General features: G+C 67.0%; 14 protein-coding genes. 8 read left to right on the top strand and 6 right to left on the bottom strand.

What is annotated here, in order from left to right; translation table 11 throughout:
• Window positions 1–10: 10 nt before the first annotated feature.
• From MAAFP003_RS19470 to MAAFP003_RS19445, 6 genes are all read left to right on the top strand, one after another.
• Window positions 11–370, top strand: coding sequence for a Rieske (2Fe-2S) protein (locus MAAFP003_RS19470; RefSeq protein WP_096289464.1), 360 nt, complete (start codon window positions 11–13; stop codon window positions 368–370).
• Entirely contained in the window at window positions 367–1425 is a 1059-nt protein-coding gene (locus tag MAAFP003_RS19465) for an amidohydrolase family protein (RefSeq protein WP_096289463.1), read from the top strand. Before MAAFP003_RS19470 ends, MAAFP003_RS19465 begins: the two co-directional genes overlap by 4 nt.
• Window positions 1425–2588 carry an amidohydrolase family protein gene (locus MAAFP003_RS19460; protein ID WP_096289462.1) on the top strand — a complete coding sequence of 388 codons (1164 nt, stop codon included), beginning with the start codon at window positions 1425–1427 and terminating at the stop codon, window positions 2586–2588. Before MAAFP003_RS19465 ends, MAAFP003_RS19460 begins: the two co-directional genes overlap by 1 nt.
• Before the next feature lie 138 nt (window positions 2589–2726).
• A complete protein-coding gene (locus tag MAAFP003_RS19455; RefSeq protein WP_096289461.1) occupies window positions 2727–3692 on the top strand; it encodes an alpha/beta hydrolase in 966 nt (321 codons plus the stop codon).
• A gap of 121 nt (window positions 3693–3813) precedes the next feature.
• Window positions 3814–4965, top strand: coding sequence for an acyl-CoA dehydrogenase family protein (locus tag MAAFP003_RS19450; RefSeq protein ID WP_096289460.1), 1152 nt, complete (start codon window positions 3814–3816; stop codon window positions 4963–4965).
• Window positions 4962–6206, top strand: coding sequence for an acyl-CoA dehydrogenase family protein (locus MAAFP003_RS19445; protein WP_096289459.1), 1245 nt, complete (start codon window positions 4962–4964; stop codon window positions 6204–6206). The genes MAAFP003_RS19450 and MAAFP003_RS19445 overlap by 4 nt, the downstream gene beginning before the upstream one ends.
• Here the strand turns inward: MAAFP003_RS19445 and MAAFP003_RS19440 are convergent.
• The 5 genes from MAAFP003_RS19440 to MAAFP003_RS28970 form a co-directional block, all read right to left on the bottom strand.
• Window positions 6203–8167: a SpoIIE family protein phosphatase gene (locus tag MAAFP003_RS19440; RefSeq protein WP_096289458.1), complete on the bottom strand. Its 1965-nt coding sequence runs from the start codon at window positions 8165–8167 to the stop codon at window positions 6203–6205. The two genes, MAAFP003_RS19445 and MAAFP003_RS19440, sit on opposite strands and share 4 nt — an antisense overlap.
• A 160-nt stretch (window positions 8168–8327) precedes the next feature.
• Window positions 8328–8759, bottom strand: coding sequence for an anti-sigma factor antagonist (locus MAAFP003_RS19435; RefSeq protein ID WP_096289457.1), 432 nt, complete (start codon window positions 8757–8759; stop codon window positions 8328–8330).
• A 153-nt stretch (window positions 8760–8912) separates the two neighbouring features.
• Window positions 8913–10118 carry an amidohydrolase family protein gene (locus tag MAAFP003_RS19430; protein ID WP_096289456.1) on the bottom strand — a complete coding sequence of 402 codons (1206 nt, stop codon included), beginning with the start codon at window positions 10116–10118 and terminating at the stop codon, window positions 8913–8915.
• A 76-nt stretch (window positions 10119–10194) separates the two neighbouring features.
• The gene (locus MAAFP003_RS19425) at window positions 10195–11223 is read right to left on the bottom strand and encodes a hotdog fold thioesterase (protein ID WP_096289455.1); all 1029 of its coding nucleotides are present in this window, start codon (window positions 11221–11223) and stop codon (window positions 10195–10197) included.
• 122 nt (window positions 11224–11345) lie between these two features.
• Window positions 11346–11678: a hypothetical protein gene (locus MAAFP003_RS28970; protein WP_133160875.1), complete on the bottom strand. Its 333-nt coding sequence runs from the start codon at window positions 11676–11678 to the stop codon at window positions 11346–11348.
• A 194-nt stretch (window positions 11679–11872) separates the two neighbouring features.
• On the opposite strand from MAAFP003_RS28970, the gene MAAFP003_RS19415 reads away from it, so the two are divergent.
• Window positions 11873–16312 (top strand): cation-translocating P-type ATPase, encoded by a 4440-nt coding sequence (locus MAAFP003_RS19415; protein ID WP_096289453.1) that lies wholly within the window; start codon window positions 11873–11875, stop codon window positions 16310–16312.
• A 27-nt stretch (window positions 16313–16339) separates the two neighbouring features.
• Window positions 16340–16831, top strand: a complete 492-nt coding sequence (locus MAAFP003_RS19410) for a hypothetical protein (protein ID WP_096289452.1) — start codon at window positions 16340–16342, stop codon at window positions 16829–16831.
• Here MAAFP003_RS19410 and MAAFP003_RS19405 read toward each other — a convergent pair.
• The gene (locus tag MAAFP003_RS19405) at window positions 16828–18261 is read right to left on the bottom strand and encodes an HNH endonuclease signature motif containing protein (RefSeq protein WP_243394130.1); all 1434 of its coding nucleotides are present in this window, start codon (window positions 18259–18261) and stop codon (window positions 16828–16830) included. The genes MAAFP003_RS19410 and MAAFP003_RS19405 overlap by 4 nt on opposite strands.
• Window positions 18262–18264: the final 3 nt, after the last annotated feature.

Raw genomic sequence — 18264 nt, 5'->3', positions numbered from 1 at the left:
TGATTCTCGAGTGGCCCAGCGGCGTTTCGTGTGCTCCCTCGATGAGCTGCCGCCCGGCGGGATGAAACTCGTCGACGTCGGCAAGTTCGGGGTCGGCGTCTACAACGTGCACGGCGCGCTGTACGCGATCGTGAACTACTGCTCGCACGAAGGCGCCCCGCTGTGTCTGGGTTTGCTCGGGGGTACCACCGAAGCGGCGCCGGAGGAACCCGGCGGGATACGCCGGGTGCGTGACGGCCAGATCGTCCGATGCCCTTGGCACAATTGGGAATTCGACGTGACGACGGGTCAGAACCTCGCCGATCCGAAGCGTCGGATCCGGACGTACCACGTCGACGTCACCGACGGGGAGGTGTACCTGACCGCATGAGCACGCCCGTCATCGACACCAATGTGCAGCCGCACTTCCGCTACAACGCCGAGATTCGGCGCTACCTGTCCGACGCGCATCAGCTGCGGGCGATCCCCGACGTCGAGCAGCAGTGGTATCAGGCCCCGGGTGGCGACTATCGCCAGGATCTCTACGGCGAGCAGTACCCGGGCTCCGATCCCGAGACCGTCGGCCGCCATCTCTTCGAAGACACCGGAGTGGATTACGCCATCCTGAACCCGCTGACCCGCGGCAATATCGCCGATTACCTGCTCAACAGCCGAATCTGCGCCGCGGTCAACGACTGGCTGCTGGACCGATGGCTCGAGCCCGACACCACCCACCGATACGCGGACCGGTTTCGAGGCACCATCCGGGTCAACCCCGAGGACCCGCGCGGCGCGGTCGCCGAGATCGAACGCCTCGCCGATCACCCCAAACTGGTGCAGGTCGGCATTCCGATGCAGTCGCGCGAGCCCTACGGCAAGCCGATGTTCGAGCCGATCTGGGAGGCGGCGGCCGCCCACGGCCTACCCGTCGCGGTGCACATCAACGGCGGCAACGGCGTCGACCATGCGCCGACATTCGCCGGCCACGCCCACACCTACCCGGGGTACGCGGCGTTCATGCCGCTGAACTATTTCGTGCATCTGGCCACGCTGATCATCGAGGGCGTGTTCGGCCGGCTGCCCAATCTCAAATTCGTGTTCGCCGACGGCGGCTACGACATCCTCACCCCGCTGATGTGGCGGCTGGACACCTTCTGGCTGTCGATGCGCGACCAGACGCCCTGGGTCGACCGCTATCCCAGCGAATACCTGCCTGGCCATGTGCGGTTCTGCTCGTCGGCCTTCGACGGGCCGCTCGAGACGGCCCAGACGCCGCGCTGGATGGAGTTTTCCGGCAAGACCGACCTGCTGATGTACGGGTCGAGCTACCCGCACTGGTCGACCTCGTCGCCGGACGTGGCGGCCCAGGGGCTCGACGCCGAGCAGCGCGACAAGGTGTTGTGGCGAAACGCGCACGAGCTATACGGACTCAAGGAGCGTGTCTGATGACCACCATCGAACGAGTCGAGGACTCGACGGACCAGAACGACGAAATCGCGGTCAGCATCGTCGACACCGACGTGCATCCGCTGCCCGTCTCGACCGACGTGCTCAAGTCCTACGCGCCCGCCGAATGGGTGGACAAGATCTGGCCCACCGGAAATGCGGTCGGCCCGATGTCGTATTTCTACGACACCCCGGACGCGTTCAAAACGTCGTCGCTGCGCATGGACTCGTGGCCGCCGGGCGGCGGCGTAGCGGGTAGCGACCCGGACTACGCCGCCAAGCAACTGCTCGTCGACGCCGGCGTCAGCATCGCGTCGCTGGAACCGATGTGCGACGCGCAGCTGCCGCAGGCCGAACATGTGCTGAAGTCGACCTACAACGACTGGCTCGCCGACGTGTGGCTGGACAAGCACAACGCGCACGGTCGCTGGCGCGGGTCGATCAGCGTCAGCGCGCAGACACCGGAGCAGGCGGCGCGTGAGGTCGAACGCTGGGCCGGCCATCCCTATATGGCGCAGGTGCTGATGACGCCGCAGACCCGCGGAATCCCGTTCGGCAACCCGCATTTCGATCCGCTCTACGAAGCCGCGTCGCGCAACGGACTCCCGATCTCCACGCATCTGATGGGGCAGACGCCGTTCGAGTTGATCCCCCTCTACCCGGTTGGCAATCCCGCGCACTGGCACGACTTCTTCGCGTCCTGGCCGCTGCTGTATGTCTCGCATCTGATGAGCCTGGTGTTCGACGGCGCCTTCGATCGGCACCCCGATCTACGGGTGGTCTTCATCGAGGGCGGCTTCACCTGGGCGATGCCGGTGATGTCACGCATGGACCGGATCTGGGAGGCCCGCCGCGCCGACCTGCCGCACGTGCGACGCCGTCCGTCGGACTACGTGCGCGAGCATGTCCGCTTCACTACCCAGCCGCTGGAAGACGTCGACACCGTCGAGTTCCGCGAGTACCTGGAAATGATGGACCTGGGCGACAATCTGATGTTCTCCACCGACTACCCGCACTGGAGCTACGACTCGCCGGCGTATGCGATCAACCGGTTCCCCGCCGAGCAGCGGGAACGGATCATGCGCGGGAACGCGACGGCTCTTTACGGGTTGCCGGCCACGGTCCAGGCACTCCCCGGCGAGGCGGCCACTCCGGGCAGCTGAGCCGCCCTCCGGGCCAGTCTCCGGTTACCCGCAGCTGCGGCGGTGTGACGGCTCGCGGCTGACCAGGTCTACCTTGACTATGGTTTCCGACAGGGCCTCCCGCCAGGCCCGCACCATAAGCCCGAAAGTTGAGAGGGTATGACGCAAACGGATCTGACCCGCCCGCAAGGCATTAACCGCCTCGACCCGGTGCTGCGCGACGCCGCCGGCGAGGTGGGCATCGTCGAATTCCGTACCGAGACACTGTCCGCCGAGCGAGAGCAGGCCAACCGGGCCGCCGCCGAGCGTGCCGCGGCAGTCGACACCGAGGGCGTGACCATCGACACCCGCCCGATCTCCGGCCCGGGCGCCCAGCAGCTGAACCTCCGCTTCTACCGGGGACCCATCGAGGGTGACTCGGGGGCGCCGTTGCTGGTCTACGCCCACGGCGGGGGCTTCGTGTCCGGCAACCTGGACACGGACCACGCGGCATGCGTGGAGCTGGCTCGCGAGGGCGGTTGTCTGGTGGTTTCGGTCGACTACCGGCTGGCTCCGGAGAATCCGGCCCCGGCGGCGATCGACGACGTCGAGGCGGGTTTGTACTACGCCATCCGAAACTGTGCCGAGCTGAACGTCGACACCGGCCGGCTGGCCGTGATGGGCCGGGATGCGGGTGCCGCCCTGGTCGCGAGCCTGGCGCAGCGGATGTTCGACGCCGAGGGGCCACAGATCCGGATGCAGATCCTGCACCAGCCGATGCTGGACAGCGATGCCACGCCGTCGCGGCGCGAGTTTCAGCGCACGCCGGGGCTCAACGGTCCGGCGGTGAGCCGGGCGTGGGGTCACTACCTGGGGCCGGCCAGCGCCAGCGGTCAACATGTTCCGGCGCACCGGGCGAACCTGGAGGGCCTGCCGCCCACGTTGATCAGCTGCTCGGAGATCGACCCGTGTCGCGACGAAGCCATCGACTATGCCAACCGGCTGCTGCATGCCTTCGTCCACACCGAATTGCATGTCATCGCCGCGACATTCAACGGCTTCGATTCGCTGGTGCCGGACTGGGTCGTCTCACAAGAGAACCGGGCATTGCACGCGCAGTCAGTGCGCCGCGTGTTCGCGATGTAACACCTCGATCGGGTAAGTGCGACCGAACTCCGGTACCGCTTACGGTATTGTCATTTGCTAATATCGAGAACGTGATTCTTGGCGGCGGCGACCGAATGGCGCGGAAGGGTCGGTCGGTGTCATGACGGCCGTGGACACGCCCGAAAAGGCGCTCTTCGTCTCGACAACCCAATCGTTTCTGCAGAAGGAAGCGCCGCTGTCGCGCGTGCGGGAGCTGCACGCCGCGGGGGTTTCCTTCGACCCGGCCTGGTGGCGGCGCGCCGCGGAGCTCGGCTGGACCGGCCTGCTGGTTCCGGAGGAGTTGGGCGGCGGCAGCGTCTCGGAGAGTGGCGTCGCGGATCTGGCCTCGGTCGCCGAGCTGCTCGGCAAGACCGTCGCACCCGGCCCGCTGTACCCGGTCAGTGTCGTGCTTACCGCGCTCGCCGAAAGTGCCGATGCGCAGTCACACGCGGCGGTCATCGAGGAGTTGATCTCCGGCGAAACCGTGGCCTCCTGGGCGGTCTCGGAACCCGGACGTGGCTGGCGGCCACTGGATCCGTCGGTGACAGCCACCCAGGCCGATGCCGGCTATCGCAGGTACCGTCTTGATGGCACCAAGGACCGCGTCGAGGCCGGTGCCCAGAGCGGCCTGCTGCTCGTGGTGGCGCGCTGCGGTGACGAGGTTCGTCAGTTCCTGGTCCCGACGGACGCGCCCGGGGTTCGGGTCGAGCCCCAGCAGTCGGTCGACTTGGTCAAGCAATACGCGCGAGTGCATTTCGACGGCGTGGTCGTGGACTCGTCCGCGGCCATCGGCAGCGCCGCCGAGTCCGCCGCGCTGATCGACCGCCAGAGCCAGATCGCTGTGGTTCTGCAGTGCGCCGAGGTGGTCGGCATTGTGCAAACGGTGTTCGACTTCACCGTCCAGTGGGCGCTGGACCGGCACACATTCGGCCGGCCGCTGGCGTCCTACCAAGCGCTCAAACACGGCTTCGCCGACATGAAGCTGTGGCTGGAAGCGTGCCGCGCCACCACGGCGGCGGCGGTTGCCGACGTCGCCGACCGCGCCCCCGACGCGGGCCTGTCGGCCAGCGTCGCGAAATCCTATGTTTCCGAGATGGCGGGGCGGATCGTCCAGGGTTGTGTGCAGATGCATGGCGGCATCGGTGTCACCTGGGAACACGACCTGCACCTCTACCTGAGGCGAGTTACGTTGTACCGCGCCATGTTCGGCACCCCGGAAGAACACAACTTGCGGGTGTATGACTCAGAGAAAGCCGGCCGTACCGCGAAATGACGCACGACCAGACGCCGACGGAATCCGTCGCAGAATTCGCCGCCCGCGCCCGAGTGTGGTTGGCGGACAATATGCCGCCCATCGACCCCGATTCGCCGCCGGCTGCGCCCCGGGACGACGGGGACGCCTGGAAACGTGCCCGGGAACTGCAAAAGCGGCTCTACGAGGGCGGATTCGCCGGCATCTGCTTCCCGCGCGAATACGGCGGCCTGGGTCTGGATTACACCTACCAGAAGGCGTTCGACGACGAATCCCTTTGCTACGAGCTGCCTTTGATCCTCAATATCCCGACGTTCACCATCTGCTGTGCCACCCTGCTCGACACCGGTACCGAAGAGCAGAAGAAGCAACACATCGCCGCAGCACTGCGCGGCGACGAGGTGCTGGTGCAGCTGCTGAGCGAACCCAGCGGCGGATCGGATCTGGCCGGCGTCATCACCCGGGCCGAACGGCGCGGTGACCGATGGGTGATCAACGGCGCCAAGACCTGGAGCACCAGCGCGTTCGCCGCCGACTACGGCCTGTGCCTGGCCCGCACCAACTGGGATGTGCCCAAGCATGAAGGTTTGACCATGTTCCTGGTGCCGATCGATCACCCAGGCATCACGTTGCGCCACATCACCATGCTCAGCGGCTCCACGGAGTTCTGCGAGGAGTTCTTCGACGGTGTGGACGTCGGCGACGACGCCGTGGTAGGAGAGGTCAACGGCGGCTGGGCGGTGGCCTCACGTCAGCTGTACCACGAGCGGCGGGCAGTCGGTCAGGGTTCGGAGTTCGCCAGCGGCAGCGGCAGCGAGGGCGGCAACGCCAATCCTATTGACTACGTTGCGCTTTTGGCCAAGACCGGTCAGGCCGACAACGAACGTCTGCGGGAGATGGCCGGCCGGGCGTTGGTGCATCGGGCGGTGGCCGAGCAGCTGATCGAACACGTGTCGCGCAACGTCCGCGACGGTGTGCTGCCTCCGGCGGCCGGCACGCTGATTCGGCTGTTCCACGCCGAGACCGTGCAGGTGGACGTCGACACCGCGGTGGCGGTCGCGGGAGCGGCCGGTGTGGTCGGGGAGGCCGGCGACGGCCTGGAGGCCGGACTGCGGTACCTGGTGCGGCAGAGCGTCGCCATCGGCGGCGGCACAACGGAGATGGCGCGCAACGTGATCGGGGAGCGGGTGCTGGGCTTCCCGCGTGAATACGCTGCCGACCGAGGAGTGCCGTTCAATCAGGTGCGACACGGCAAGGACTAGTCCTCGGCGAAGACGTTCTCGCTGTCACCGCTGCTGACGGGAATCTGGACCATCGACAATATGTGCTGGGCGGGGCTGCCGGGCGGGGCGATCAGCACGCAGGCGCCGCCCTGTCGCAACGCCCGATCCCGGGCGGCCGCGAGCGCGCTGACGCCCGCGGACCCCAGATGGGTGACGGCGCTGAGATCAATCGTCAAAGGCGCTATGCCCGAACGGCTTTCGACAGCAATCAGGCGGTCGAGCGTGGACGCGGTGGTCGAGTCGACGTCACCGCTGACGACGATGTGGCCGGGCTCGCGAACGGTCGAGACGAATTCATTGTCCACGGCCCGGCGGTAGGTTGCCCGACTGACGATCGTGTCGGTGACGAAGTTGGCCGGTCGCGACAGCCGGTGTGTCACGCTGGCCGTCGTCCCGTTGTCGCTGCGGGTGATGAGGGCCTGGGAAACCAACGCCTCTGCCATCGCGAGCCCGCGCCCGCGACCCTGTTCGCCTTCACGGTGATCCTTCCACTGTCCGCGGTCGATCACCGCGGCGTGCATGTTGCCATCGCCGGACAGCGATGCCTCGACAACGACGCCGTCGGAAACCTCGGTGCCGTAACCATGTTCGACCGCGTTCTCGACGAACTCGGAGATCGCGTGCACGACGTCGGAGATGTCGTCGGCGTCGGCGCCGACCTCGGAAAGCCAGCCGCGAAGCCGGGAGCGCACGGTCCGTGCGGCGTGGATCGTCGCGTCCAGCGTCATGTGCAGCGGAGCCGGGGGAGTGCGGCGCTGCGCGGCAAGCAGCGTCACGTCGTCGCTGTAACCGGTTGACCGGAGCAGCAATTCGAGCGTCTCCGAACAGATGCGATCGATGGTTCGCGTCGGCGCGTCGATGACGAACCCGCCGACACCGGCGGAGATGTTGGCGGCCAGGTCGGCGAATTCCGCGGTGCTGGCGCCCAATGGGCGCCCGGGCCGCTCGATCAGGCCGTCGGAATAGAACAGGATCGAATCGCCGATGTCGAGCATTTCGGTGCGAACCGGAAACCCGACGCGGCTGCCGAGCGGACCGGCGCCCGATGGTTCCACGTAGCGTGCGGTCGAGGCCGCGCTTACCACCAGCGGCGGTGGATGCCCCGCGGTGCAGTAGTGGAGTTCACCGGTGGCGTAGTCGAGCGAGCCCACGCACAGCGTGGCCGACTTCGACCCGGGCACCTGCTCGTGGAACCGGTCGACGGCCTCGAGCGCTTCGGTGATGCCGTAACCCTGCGATATCTGCATGCGCAGCGCGGTGCGCAACTGCGACATGACTGCCGCGGCTTCGACGCCGTGGCCGACCACGTCGCCGACGACGAGCACCAGCCGGTCCCCGAGGGGTATCGCGTCAAACCAGTCGCCGCCGGCCGCGGTGTCTTCGGTGGCGACGAGGTACTGCGCGGTGATGTCGGCGCCGGGAACCACGGGGACCGACGAGGCCAGCAGCGCCTGCTGCATGACGATGGCGGAATCACGGACGTTGCGATAGCGCTCGGAGAGTTCCTCGATGCGGGCCTCGGTGGCCAAGCGCGCCTGCACCCGATCCGTGACGTCGTCGAAGATGATCTGCACGCCCTCGATCGCTCCGCCCTCGCGGCGGCGAGCGGTGACCAGGAAGTCGAAGTAGCGCTCCTCGAGTCCGGTTCCTTCGAAATCGGCCTGCAGCCGCCACTCGGCCCCGGATTGCGGCTCGCCGGTCTCATAGACCCGGTCGAGCATTTGGAAGATTTGCTGGCTCTCCAGCTCGGGATAGATCTCCCGCGCCAGCATTCCTACCGGGTTGAGTGCCGGATTCAGGGCGCGGTAGGCGGCGTTGGCCGCGACAAAGCGGTGTTCCGGCCCTTGCAGGCCGATCAGCATCGCGGGGACCTTCTCGAAGATGCGACGCACGTCGTCAGCCGCACCGACAATCTTGTCCCAGTCCTTTTCGGCCACCATATGGCCGTCCCTCCTGAGCCTCCCGGCGGGCCTTTCTATGGGCCGAGAAATCCAACAACGCGCGGTTCTATTCGACACGCGCAAGTAATCAGATTAGCAATGGCTCGAGGGTGCTTCATGCATCAGTTTGCTAACGTCCGGTCACCCTGATGACCCGGCCTCAGCCCACCGACGTACCCAGCGCGGTGTCGATGGTCGGATGCAGGGGCAATTCGCTGCCGAGATTGCACGCCTGGATGACCCGGGCAACGCCGGGATCGCAGCTGACCACGCGTAGTGCGATGCCGCGAGCCCGGCAACACTCGGATTCAGCGGCCAGGATCGCGAACGCGCAGCAACCCATGAAATCAAGGCCGTTGATGTCGACGATAAAGGGGCCCGGCGCGGTGGCGACCGCGGCCGCCTCCGCGACCAGCCCCCGCCAGGTGTGCTCGTTGGAGGCGTCGACCTCGCCGCCCGCGCGGATGATCACGACCGCGCCGCTGCGCTGGGTTGCCGCCCGTAGCGTGCTGTGCGGATCGCCCAGCTCGGAAACCAGCCGGGGGCTCAGCGTCACTCTGGTCACTGACGACTCGACCGGAGCCAGATTCATCGTGCGCTCCTAACCCGGAGGGAAGTTTCTTTTCTATAGCAAGGTCGAAGGCCGCGTCTATAGTCCGGCTTTCGACCAGGACATACAAAGCCCACCTCCGAGCGACAACGTAGGCGGGATGTCGCTCGGAGGCGGGCGAGGCTTGGTACCGGATCAGGCTGAGACGGGCTTCTTGGCCGGCTTGGAGACCTTCATCAGCCCCATCAGGTTGCCGCCCATGATCTTGGCGACGTCCTCCTCCGAGAAGTCGGTGAGCTCGTCGACGAAGGAGATCGGGTCCTTCAGGCCCTCGGGGTGCGGCCAGTCGGAGCCGAACAACACCCGGTCGGTGCCGACCATATTGACGATCTCGGTGAACCGGTCCTCCCAGAACGGGGTGATGTAGACGCAACGCTTGAACGCCTCGATCGGGTCCTCGCTGAACGACTGCGGCATCTTCTTGTAGACGCCCTTGAGGCCCTTGAACAGGTCCGGCACCCAGTCGGCGCCGTTCTCGATGGACAGGATCCGCAGCTCCGGGTTGCGCGACAGGGCGCCGTGGCAGACCAGCGCACCCATCGCGTCCAGGATCGGCCGGTGGCCCATCGCGAAGCTGCGGAAGGGGGTCGGCTTGAACGGCAGGAACTCATCGCCGGGCTCCCAGACGTTGGCGAACTCCGAGTAGCCGCTGTCGGACGCGTGCATCGAGACCGGGATCTCGGCCTTGATGCAGGCCTGCCAGAACGGGTCGAACTCCGGGAGGCCGAACGACCGGCTGCCCTTGAACCCGGGCACCGGCGCCGGGCGGACCAGGACCGTGCGGGCGCCGCGCTCCAGGCACCATTCGAGTTCTTCGAGCGCTCGTTCGACGATCGGCAGGGTGATGACCGGCGTAGCGAAGATGCGGTCTTGGTAGTTGAACGTCCACTGCTCGTGCATCCACTGGTTGAGCGCGTGGATGACGTCGTGGGTCATCTCCGGGTCGTCCTTCATGCGCTCCTCGACCAGGCTGGCGAGCGTCGGGAACATCAGCGCGTAGTCGATGCCCAGCTCGTCCATGACCTCCAGCCGCGCGCCCGGTTCGCGGAACGCGGGGATGGCCTTCATCGGCTCGCCGAGGATCTCGCGGTAGCTCTTGCCCTGCGCGCCGTTGCGGAAGTAGTCCTCCTGGGCGCCCGGCTTCGCGACCTTCTCGAAAGTCGGGTTGGGGATGTACTCACTGATGTGGCCGCGCACCACGATCTTCGTACGACCGCGAACCTGCACGTAGTCGATCACGTTCTTGCGGTTGTCCGGGAGGAACTTGGTCAGCGCCTCCTGCGGCTCGTACATGTGGTTATCGGCGTCGAATACGGGGAATGGAAGCTCGCGAGACGGCATAGCGATCTCCTTGAAGGCTGGATTCTCTTTGGGTGGTAATGACGTTACCACTGCCGTGCAATAACATGTATCGGCGTTAGGTGTCCGCCCGGAGACCCTTGGGTGTCGCGCCGTTGATGATGGCGAAATTCACCGTCGCCGTCGCGGCCACCTCGTCGTCCCCGTCGCCGTAGATGTCGATTTGCATGACCATCGCCCGCCGGCCGGCGCGCAGCATCCGGGGCACCGCGAACGCGGCACCCTGCCGGATCGGACGCAGGTAGCGGACGAACAGATCCGCGGTTGTCATGGTGGTCCCCGGCTCCAGAAAATCCAGCCCGTACTGGCCGCCCGCGACGTCGACGAGGGTGGCGATCAGGCCGCCCTGCAACGCCCCAGAAGTGTTGACCACGTTCGGACTTACCGGCATTGTCATCGCGAATTCGCCGTTGCGGGAGCCAGCGCGCAAGCCGATCTGGGCGAACAGCTCGGCCAGCGAGGGCGTGCCGGTTTCGTCGTCCACGTCGCGAATGCCCAGCGCGCGACTGAGGAAGTCGTACAGCTGGCCGGCGTCGATCGGGGTCCCGTTCAATTCGGTGCCCAGCCAATGCAACCGCTGCGCCCCGACCATCGTCTGCATGACGATGGCCGCCGACGCCGCGACATCGAGCCCCGGGTTGAACACCCCCTCGGTGATTCCCTGCCCGACGATGTCGCGAATCAGTTGATGCAATGGGGACAGCACGCGGGCATATTCGCGGGGGCGCGTCTCGGCCAAATGCTGGTTATAGAGACCCAGCGCCCGGTTCAGGCTGTCCTGCGTGGTGGATTCCGGTTGCTGGCTGATGCGGTCGAGCAGCAGCTTCAGCGCGGATGTGCTGTCCAGCCCGTTGATCTCGGCGCGCCAGCTCTGCACAGATTGCGAAATTGTTTTGTCGAAAAGCGCCAGCAGCAGTTCGTCCTTGCTGCTGAAGTGCTGGTAGAAGGCCCGCAGCGAGGTCTTGGAGCGGGCGACGATCTCCTGCACGGTGAAGTCGGTGCGCCCCGTCTCGCGCAGGATCTCCACGGCCGTCTTGATGAAGCGGTCGCCGCGCGTCACCTCGGGTTCATCGCTGGGGGCGGTCATGTGCGCTAGGTCCCCTTCCGTCGCGCATGCGTGCGCGTCGAGAATGAGGTTACCGCGCGGGCCCGCGGGTCGTGGAGTGTCGGCCGCCCGGTGCGCCCGGCCGCCCGGGATCGGGCAGAAACCTATTCGGGGGTTTCGGTCTCGACGTCGATGGTCTCGACCTCGGCTGCGCCGTCGATTTCGGCCTCTGGGGACCGCTTCTTCAGTTTGCTGGCGAGCAGCGCGACACCGCCGGCCGCGAGCAGCAGCGGCCATTCGACGACGGCGATCAGGCCGACGGCCGCGGCGACGACGGCGGTCCGGGGGCGGATGTGGCCCTCCCGCATTCCGGTGCGGATGTCCCTCGTTGTAACAACGACGCCCTCGGCGACCGCGGTCCCGATCTGGCTAACTGTTGAAACCGTTTGGTCGGCAACCGAGTTCGCCGATTTAGTGGCTCGTTCGATGAGCGTCACTGTGCCCTCCCAAGATTCGAGTTGTCGTGTGCGTGGCCAATAATTTGTCGTCCGTTTGCTTTTCAGAAGCTCTAAGTGGCGCTCTTAGATCCTCTCAGTCCTTACGGTGTAGCACGCACGTACTACTTCGACGAGTCTGCTGCGTGAATCTGCAATGTCAAAGCTAACTATCGCGAGAGGGTGTAAAGCGCAATATGGTCATCGAGCCGATCGTCTCGGGGCTTCGAATGGTGGTCGCAGGCGGCGCAGCCGCGGCAGCTGAGTTGTTGGGCGGGGACCGTCCCCGCCGCCGCTGGTCCGGCAATGGCCGGGGGTGGATTGAGCTGCGTATGCCCGAGGCGACCCGCTCGTCCGAGTACGAGACCGTCCTGGAAAGGACGATCGGCAGCACCCTCGGTGTCGCACGCACCCAGGTGAACTGGCCGCTCTCGCGCCTGATCGTCGACATCGACGAAAATGGGCCTACCGTAGACGATTTGGCGCTGATGGTGGAGGCGATCGAGCGGGCCTTCACCGCCAAAGCCGATCGAAGCAGGCCGGCTGACGAGTTCGGTTCGCAGACCCCGGACCGGTTGCCGGTGATCGACATCCCCGGGGATGGCGCCGAAGTCGTCAACCGGATGAGCCTGCTGGGAGCCAAGGCCATCTCGCTCGGTGTGACCACGTTCTTGCAGGTGACGCGGATGCCGAGACTGCCGCGGGCCTTCGCGGCCGCGACAACTTTCGCCGAGGCGCAGCCCGACGTCCGCCGGGTGTTCGAGCGGGCCCTCGGGCGCGGGCGCGCCGACGCACTGCTCGCGTTGGGCACCGCCGTCACCCAGTCGCTCGGGCACACCCCGTCGGTGATCGCCGCCGACATGTGCCTTCGGAGCCTGCGCCTCATCGAGGCGCTGTCAGCCGTGGAAGCCTGGAACGAGCACGAACCCAACCTCGCGCTCAGCGCGCAGTGCGAACCGCACCCGGAAACGTCGCGGCCCCGCCCGGTGCCGGACACCGCGTCGGAGAACTACGCCCGCGCAGCTACCGCGGCCGGCCTTGCCGGCGCCATCGCCCTGACCGTCAGCGGCGGTGCGATGCTGGCGAGCGAGGCGGTCATCGTTGCCGCGCCGCGGGCACTGAACTACGCGCGCGAGTCTTTCGCCACCACGTTCTGCGCCGGCTTGAACCGCTACCACCACACCCTGGTGATGCGACCCGACGCGATCCGCCGCCTGGACGGAATCGACGTCCTGATCGTCGAGCCCGCGGTACTGATCGGCGAAACCCTGCGCGTCGCCGAGATCAGCGGCGTCGACGGCGAACTGCGCACCAAGGTATGGCAGTGCGCCCAAACGGATGTCAACGACGGCCTGCTCGGCCCGGGTGTCCACACCGGCTGCTCGCTGTCGCCCGCGCATCACCTGCCCGAGCTGGAGGACCTCGAGGTCGTGGTGGCGCGCAACGCCGACCCGTACGCCGAACCGCTGATGGCCGCGGCGCGTGCGGCCGATCTCAAGCTCATCTCGGTGGATCAGGCCGATGCCGGCCACCTGCGCGGGACATTCGACGAACTGCTGCCGTTCGACGACGCCGACGTGGACCTCACCATCTTCGGAGCGGTCCGCCAATTGCAGGCCGACGGAAAGATCGTCGCCGTGATCGGGCGTGACCTTCGGCTTGCTTTCGCGGCCGCGGACCTGGCGCTGGGGGTTTGGCCTGGCGGGCGGGCGGCGCCCGCGTGGACGGCCGACGTCCTGATCCCGAATCTGAAGGTCGCCTGCCGCATCATCGACGCCATCCCCGCGGCCAAATCGGCCGCACGTCGCGGCGTCGAGTTAGCCGCTGCCGGAACGCTTCTCGGCTCGCTGACGCTGCTGCCCGGAGTTCGGGCAGCGGGCGTGCGCCCCAGCATCGCGGCTGCCGCCATCGCGCTCATCCCGGGATACGTGATCGGGCGGGGTGTGGCGATGCAGCCGGATCCGGCCGCTGCCTCCGACACCGAATGGCATGCCCTGGATGCCGACCAGGCGCAGGAACAGATTCGGGCGCTGTGGCCCGAGCTCGCCGACTCCACCGGTCCCATTGCACCGGCAGCACAGCTGCCGAAGACCCGGATGCAGGCGCTGGCCGCCAAATTCGCGGACAGCGGCAAGGATGTCGTGGACGCGATGTGGCACGAGATGCAGGATCCGCTCACGCCGATCCTTGCCACCGGCGCCATGGCGAGCGCGCTCGTCGGTTCGCCGATGGACGGTGTGCTGGTCGGGATCGTGCTCGTCGGTAGCGCCGCGATTGCCGCGGCGCAGCGACTCAGCTCGGATCGTCAGCTGAACAGACTGCTCAGCGCCCAGACGCCGCCCGCGCGCGTCCTGACCGGCCCCGACCAGTTCGAGCTCATTGCCACCGAGCATCTGACGCCGGGAAGGATCATCGAGGTCCGGTCCGGCGAGTTGGTCCCCGCCGACGCCCGCGTGCTGAGCGCGGTTGCCGTGGAGGTGGACGAATCGTCGCTGACCGGTGAGTCGTTGCCGGTGACCAAGAACCCCGCGCCGACACCGGGCCGACCGCTGGCCGAACGCGCCTGCATGATCTACGAGGGCTCGACCGTGCTCAGTGGAGTGTGCCGCGCGGTGGTCATCGCCGTCGGCGACTCGACCGCCGCGGGCCGGGCGATGGCGTTGGCTCCGCGCCGCCGCGACGAGGTGGGGCTGCACGCGCAGTTGGCCGCGGTGACCGCGAAAGTTCTGCCGTGGACCCTCACCGGTGGTGTGGGCGTGATCGCCACCGCATTGCTGCGGGGATCGGGCATCAAAGAGGCCGTCACCAGCGGTGTGTACTGCGCGGTCGCCGCGGTGCCGGAAGGCCTTCCGTTGGTGGCGACGCTGGCTCAGCGCGAGGCGGCCAGGCGATTGACCGAGCGCAATGTTCTGGTCCGCGCGCCGCGGTCGGTCGAGACGCTCGGTCGTGTCGAGGTGGTCTGCTTCGACAAGACCGGAACGCTCAGCGAAAACCGGTTGGTGGTGACGAATATCTCCGCACAGCCAGGTTTCGACGAGGACGTGATTCTCGAGCGCGCGGCGCTGGCGACCCCGGTGGCGCTGACCGAGCACGCTCCGCTGCAGGCGACGGATGCCGCGGTGGTCAACCGGGCCGGAAGCCAGCCGAAGCGCGACCGCGAGTTGCCGTTCCGCGCCGGCCGGGCCTACGCGGCGGGTCTGGACGGCGACACCCTGGCGGTCAAGGGCGGTCCGGAAATCGTCCTCTCCGCGTGCGTCGAGGGTCAAGACGACGACCTTCGCGAGGAGCTACTGGCACACGTGCACGGGATGGCGACCCAAGGCCTTCGGGTGATCGCGGTCGCCGACAAGACACTGACCGACGATGAGCTCGAGATCGCGCAGGACAAGGGCTTGGAACCGTTGTGCCGCAACGGCCTTCGCCTGCTGGGCTTCCTCGGGATCACCGACACCCCCCGGCCCGACGCGCGGGAGCTCCTGCTCGGGCTGGCCAAACGGGACATCGGCGTGCGCGTGATCACCGGTGACCACCCGGCCACCGCCCGCGCCATCGCCCGCGAGATCGGGCTCGACGTGCCCGAGGACTGCATCATCACCGGAGCGCGCTGGGAGCGGTTGTCGATCGCCGAACGGGCCGAGGTCGTCAAGACCAACGTGATCTATGCGCGTATGTCGCCCGAGCAGAAGGTCCAGATCGTCCAGCAGATCAGCAATTCCGGCGTGGTGACCGCGATGGTGGGCGACGGCGCCAACGACGCCGCGGCCATCCGTGCCGCCGCGGTGGGCGTGGGCGTGTCCTCGCACGGCAGCGACCCGGCACGCGGCGCCGCGGACGTGGTGCTGACCGAGGGCCGCGTCGGCAGCCTTCTCGAGGCGATCGAGGAAGGGCACCGGCTGTGGCAGCAAGCGCAGGCCGCGGTTGGAATGTTGTTGGGCGGCAACGCCGGTGAAGTGGCTTTCAACATGTACGGGACGATGGTCCGCGGCATGGCGCCGCTGACGGCACGGCAGATCCTGCTGGTGAACATCCTGACCGACGTGTTCCCCACGACGGCCGTCGCGGTGAGCGCGGTGCGCAACATGCGGCCGCCGTCGGAGCGTGGGATCAACATGGACGATCTGATGGAGACCGTCGCTATCCGCGGGGCCGCCACCACGATTGGAGCAAGCACCTCGTGGAGTCTGGCCACCTTTACCCGCGCCGCCCCGCAGCGTGCGGCGACGGTCGGTCTGGTCGGCCTGGTCACCACGCAGCTCGGGCAGACGTTGCTGGATTCGCGCGATCCGCTCGTGGTCAGCACTGTCGTCGGCACATTCGTGGCGATGGGCGCCCTGATCACGACCCCTGGCCTCAGCCAGCTTGTCGGTTGCGTGCCGCTGGGTCCGCTGGGGTGGATCGAAGGTGTGGCCCCGGCCGTGGCGCTGACCGTGCTTACCGCTGCCAAGCCCGACCTGTTGATCCGGATGGCGGCGATGATCGGCAAACGCGTCTCAAAGTACGGCGGGGAGGCTGACAACGTCTTGAACAACATGGTGGGCTCGCTCACGACGTGGGCCCAGGAGCTGCCGGGTATGGACAGTGGCAATGGCGCCAAGGGTGAGCGCGCACCACAACTGGAACTCACACCAGCCGGTTAACCGACTACACAACAGAGAGAGACAGACATGACCACGCTGGACGAAGAACAAAACGGCTCGGCTGCAACGGATTCCGACTCGGACAAGCTCCATGACGAGCTGCACGACGAGTTGCACGAAGAGCTCCACGACGAGCTGCACGATGAGCTCCATGACGAGTTGCACGAAGAGCTTCATGAAGAGTTGCAGGAAGAGCTGCGTTTCGGACCGAGCTTCGCGCAGCGGTGGGCGGCCTACGCCGAGGCGCACCCGAATTCCAAGCGCGCCCGTACCCTGCGCACCCTGCGGGAGTTGGAGTCACGGGCGATCGATTTGCCGGTCATCGGGAAGTTCCACCGGCCCGACAAGCACGATGTCGTCTACGTCGCCGGACTGACCGCGCTGCTGGTGTTCGGGGCGGTCGAGCTGCCGATCGCACTCGTCGTGCTGGGCGGCCACGTACTGGTCAAGCAGCACTCCAGCCGTTCGCTGGCGGCGGTCGGTGAAGTCATGGAAGACGTCTTCGGCCACCACATCTAGAAGGGTGGTGGCTCGCCGTCCGGGGGTCGGCCCTGTGACGTGAGTTGTGTTGCGGCCGAGTTGGTCTGGAGCTGGTTGCGGGCTTTCCGGTTACGCCGCCGTTCGGTGGTGAGGTAGTCAGCGCGGGTCTGGGCTCGGGTGCGGCGCCGCCGCGGCATCATGGCGTATCGATCGGTGCAGGGGTCGGGCCGGACGTCCGGAACCAGCTCGCCGGTCGGTGCGCACAACTGCGCGAATAGCAGTGCGCTGCCGGGAGTGGTCACATGCGTGCGCCCGGACGGTGACATCCAGATCATCGTGCCGTCGGCAACCTGCCGATCTCGCCAGCCCCAGAAGGTCTTGACCAAATGGTGAGAACGGCAAAGGCATTTCAGATTCGAGGCGTGGGTTGCGCCGCCTTCGGCGTGCGGGATGGTGTGGTCGAGATCGCAATCGGTGGCCGGGTGGTCGCAGCCGGGGAATCGACAGGTAAGGTCACGGCAGCGCACGAAATCGGCCAGCGCGCGCGACGGAACGTAGCCGCGTTCCGGCGTCGTATTGCCGGGATGCACCACCGGCCGCAGTGTTGCCGAGTCCGCCAGTTGCGCAACGAGCTCGGCCGGGATGAGCGTTTCGGAGCCGATGATCGCGGCGGGTTCCAACGAAGTGCGATCAACGCTGGACTGGTTGGCGACTATGTGGATCACCACGGGGCTCGGTGCGGCCGCGGTCGCGCGCGGACACGTCGGTTGCCCGCATCGGCACTGCAGTCTGTCCGCGCCGGCGCCCAGCGCTGCCAAGGCATCGGCACGGCGTTGCTTCACGGTGCGGGTGTCCCCGTCACACACGCTGTGCGCCAATGCATTCAACCGCGCATCCAGCACGCGGGCGTCGGTGGTGACGAGCCGGCCGAACACCTCTGTCAACCCGTTGCCGCCGTCCCAGAGCGAGAACTCGCGATCGGCCTGCCGCTCACGGGCGCGGCGAACCGCGTCGCGGTCGGCCCGCGCAACGACTCGATCCACCGCCGCGCTCAGCCGGCCGCGAGTCATCGCCGGCCACCGTCGCACCCTTGTCGCGAGCTCCGCGTCGACTGCGGCCATGACGTCGGAGTCGGTGATCAAGTCCGTGCGGTACACGATCGTCTGGAACGTCGAATAGCTGATCTCGCCGGCGATCAACGCGGCGCCGATGTGGGGCAGCCGAATTCGCATGGCGCGTGAATAGTTGAGATAACTCGACGCGAGCGCCTGACTGATATTCAGCGCCGCCGCGACCTCCGCCGAAATGGCGTCCCAGGTGTCACTCACCCAGGACTCTCGTTCCCCGCACTCGCGCAGCCGCAGCAGGTCGAGTTCCCCGATGGCCGCCAGCCGCGCGCCGGCCGCCCGGTTCTCCGCAGCCGACGCCGCGCAGATCCGATCGATCACGGCCGCCGATTCTTCGAACATAGG

It is taken from the genome of Mycobacterium ahvazicum (genome assembly GCF_900176255.2).
GTDB classification, from domain to species: Bacteria; Actinomycetota; Actinomycetes; order Mycobacteriales; family Mycobacteriaceae; genus Mycobacterium; species Mycobacterium ahvazicum.
This window is presented reverse-complemented; position numbering and strand designations above follow the sequence as displayed.

What these genes read in the sequence shown, in the direction of transcription:
- MAAFP003_RS19440 (WP_096289458.1), bottom strand. Translation starts at nt 8,167, where the DNA reads ATGGTGGCCGAAAAGGACTGGGACAAGATTGTCGGTGCGGCTGACGAC.
- MAAFP003_RS19460 (WP_096289462.1), top strand. Translation starts at nt 1,425, where the DNA reads ATGACCACCATCGAACGAGTCGAGGACTCGACGGACCAGAACGACGAA.
- MAAFP003_RS19415 (WP_096289453.1), top strand. Translation starts at nt 11,873, where the DNA reads ATGGTCATCGAGCCGATCGTCTCGGGGCTTCGAATGGTGGTCGCAGGC.
- MAAFP003_RS19445 (WP_096289459.1), top strand. Translation starts at nt 4,962, where the DNA reads ATGACGCACGACCAGACGCCGACGGAATCCGTCGCAGAATTCGCCGCC.
- MAAFP003_RS19455 (WP_096289461.1), top strand. Translation starts at nt 2,727, where the DNA reads ATGACGCAAACGGATCTGACCCGCCCGCAAGGCATTAACCGCCTCGAC.
- MAAFP003_RS19435 (WP_096289457.1), bottom strand. Translation starts at nt 8,759, where the DNA reads ATGAATCTGGCTCCGGTCGAGTCGTCAGTGACCAGAGTGACGCTGAGC.
- MAAFP003_RS19425 (WP_096289455.1), bottom strand. Translation starts at nt 11,223, where the DNA reads ATGACCGCCCCCAGCGATGAACCCGAGGTGACGCGCGGCGACCGCTTC.
- MAAFP003_RS19410 (WP_096289452.1), top strand. Translation starts at nt 16,340, where the DNA reads ATGACCACGCTGGACGAAGAACAAAACGGCTCGGCTGCAACGGATTCC.
- MAAFP003_RS19450 (WP_096289460.1), top strand. Translation starts at nt 3,814, where the DNA reads ATGACGGCCGTGGACACGCCCGAAAAGGCGCTCTTCGTCTCGACAACC.
- MAAFP003_RS19465 (WP_096289463.1), top strand. Translation starts at nt 367, where the DNA reads ATGAGCACGCCCGTCATCGACACCAATGTGCAGCCGCACTTCCGCTAC.
- MAAFP003_RS19405 (WP_243394130.1), bottom strand. Translation starts at nt 18,261, where the DNA reads ATGTTCGAAGAATCGGCGGCCGTGATCGATCGGATCTGCGCGGCGTCG.
- MAAFP003_RS19430 (WP_096289456.1), bottom strand. Translation starts at nt 10,118, where the DNA reads ATGCCGTCTCGCGAGCTTCCATTCCCCGTATTCGACGCCGATAACCAC.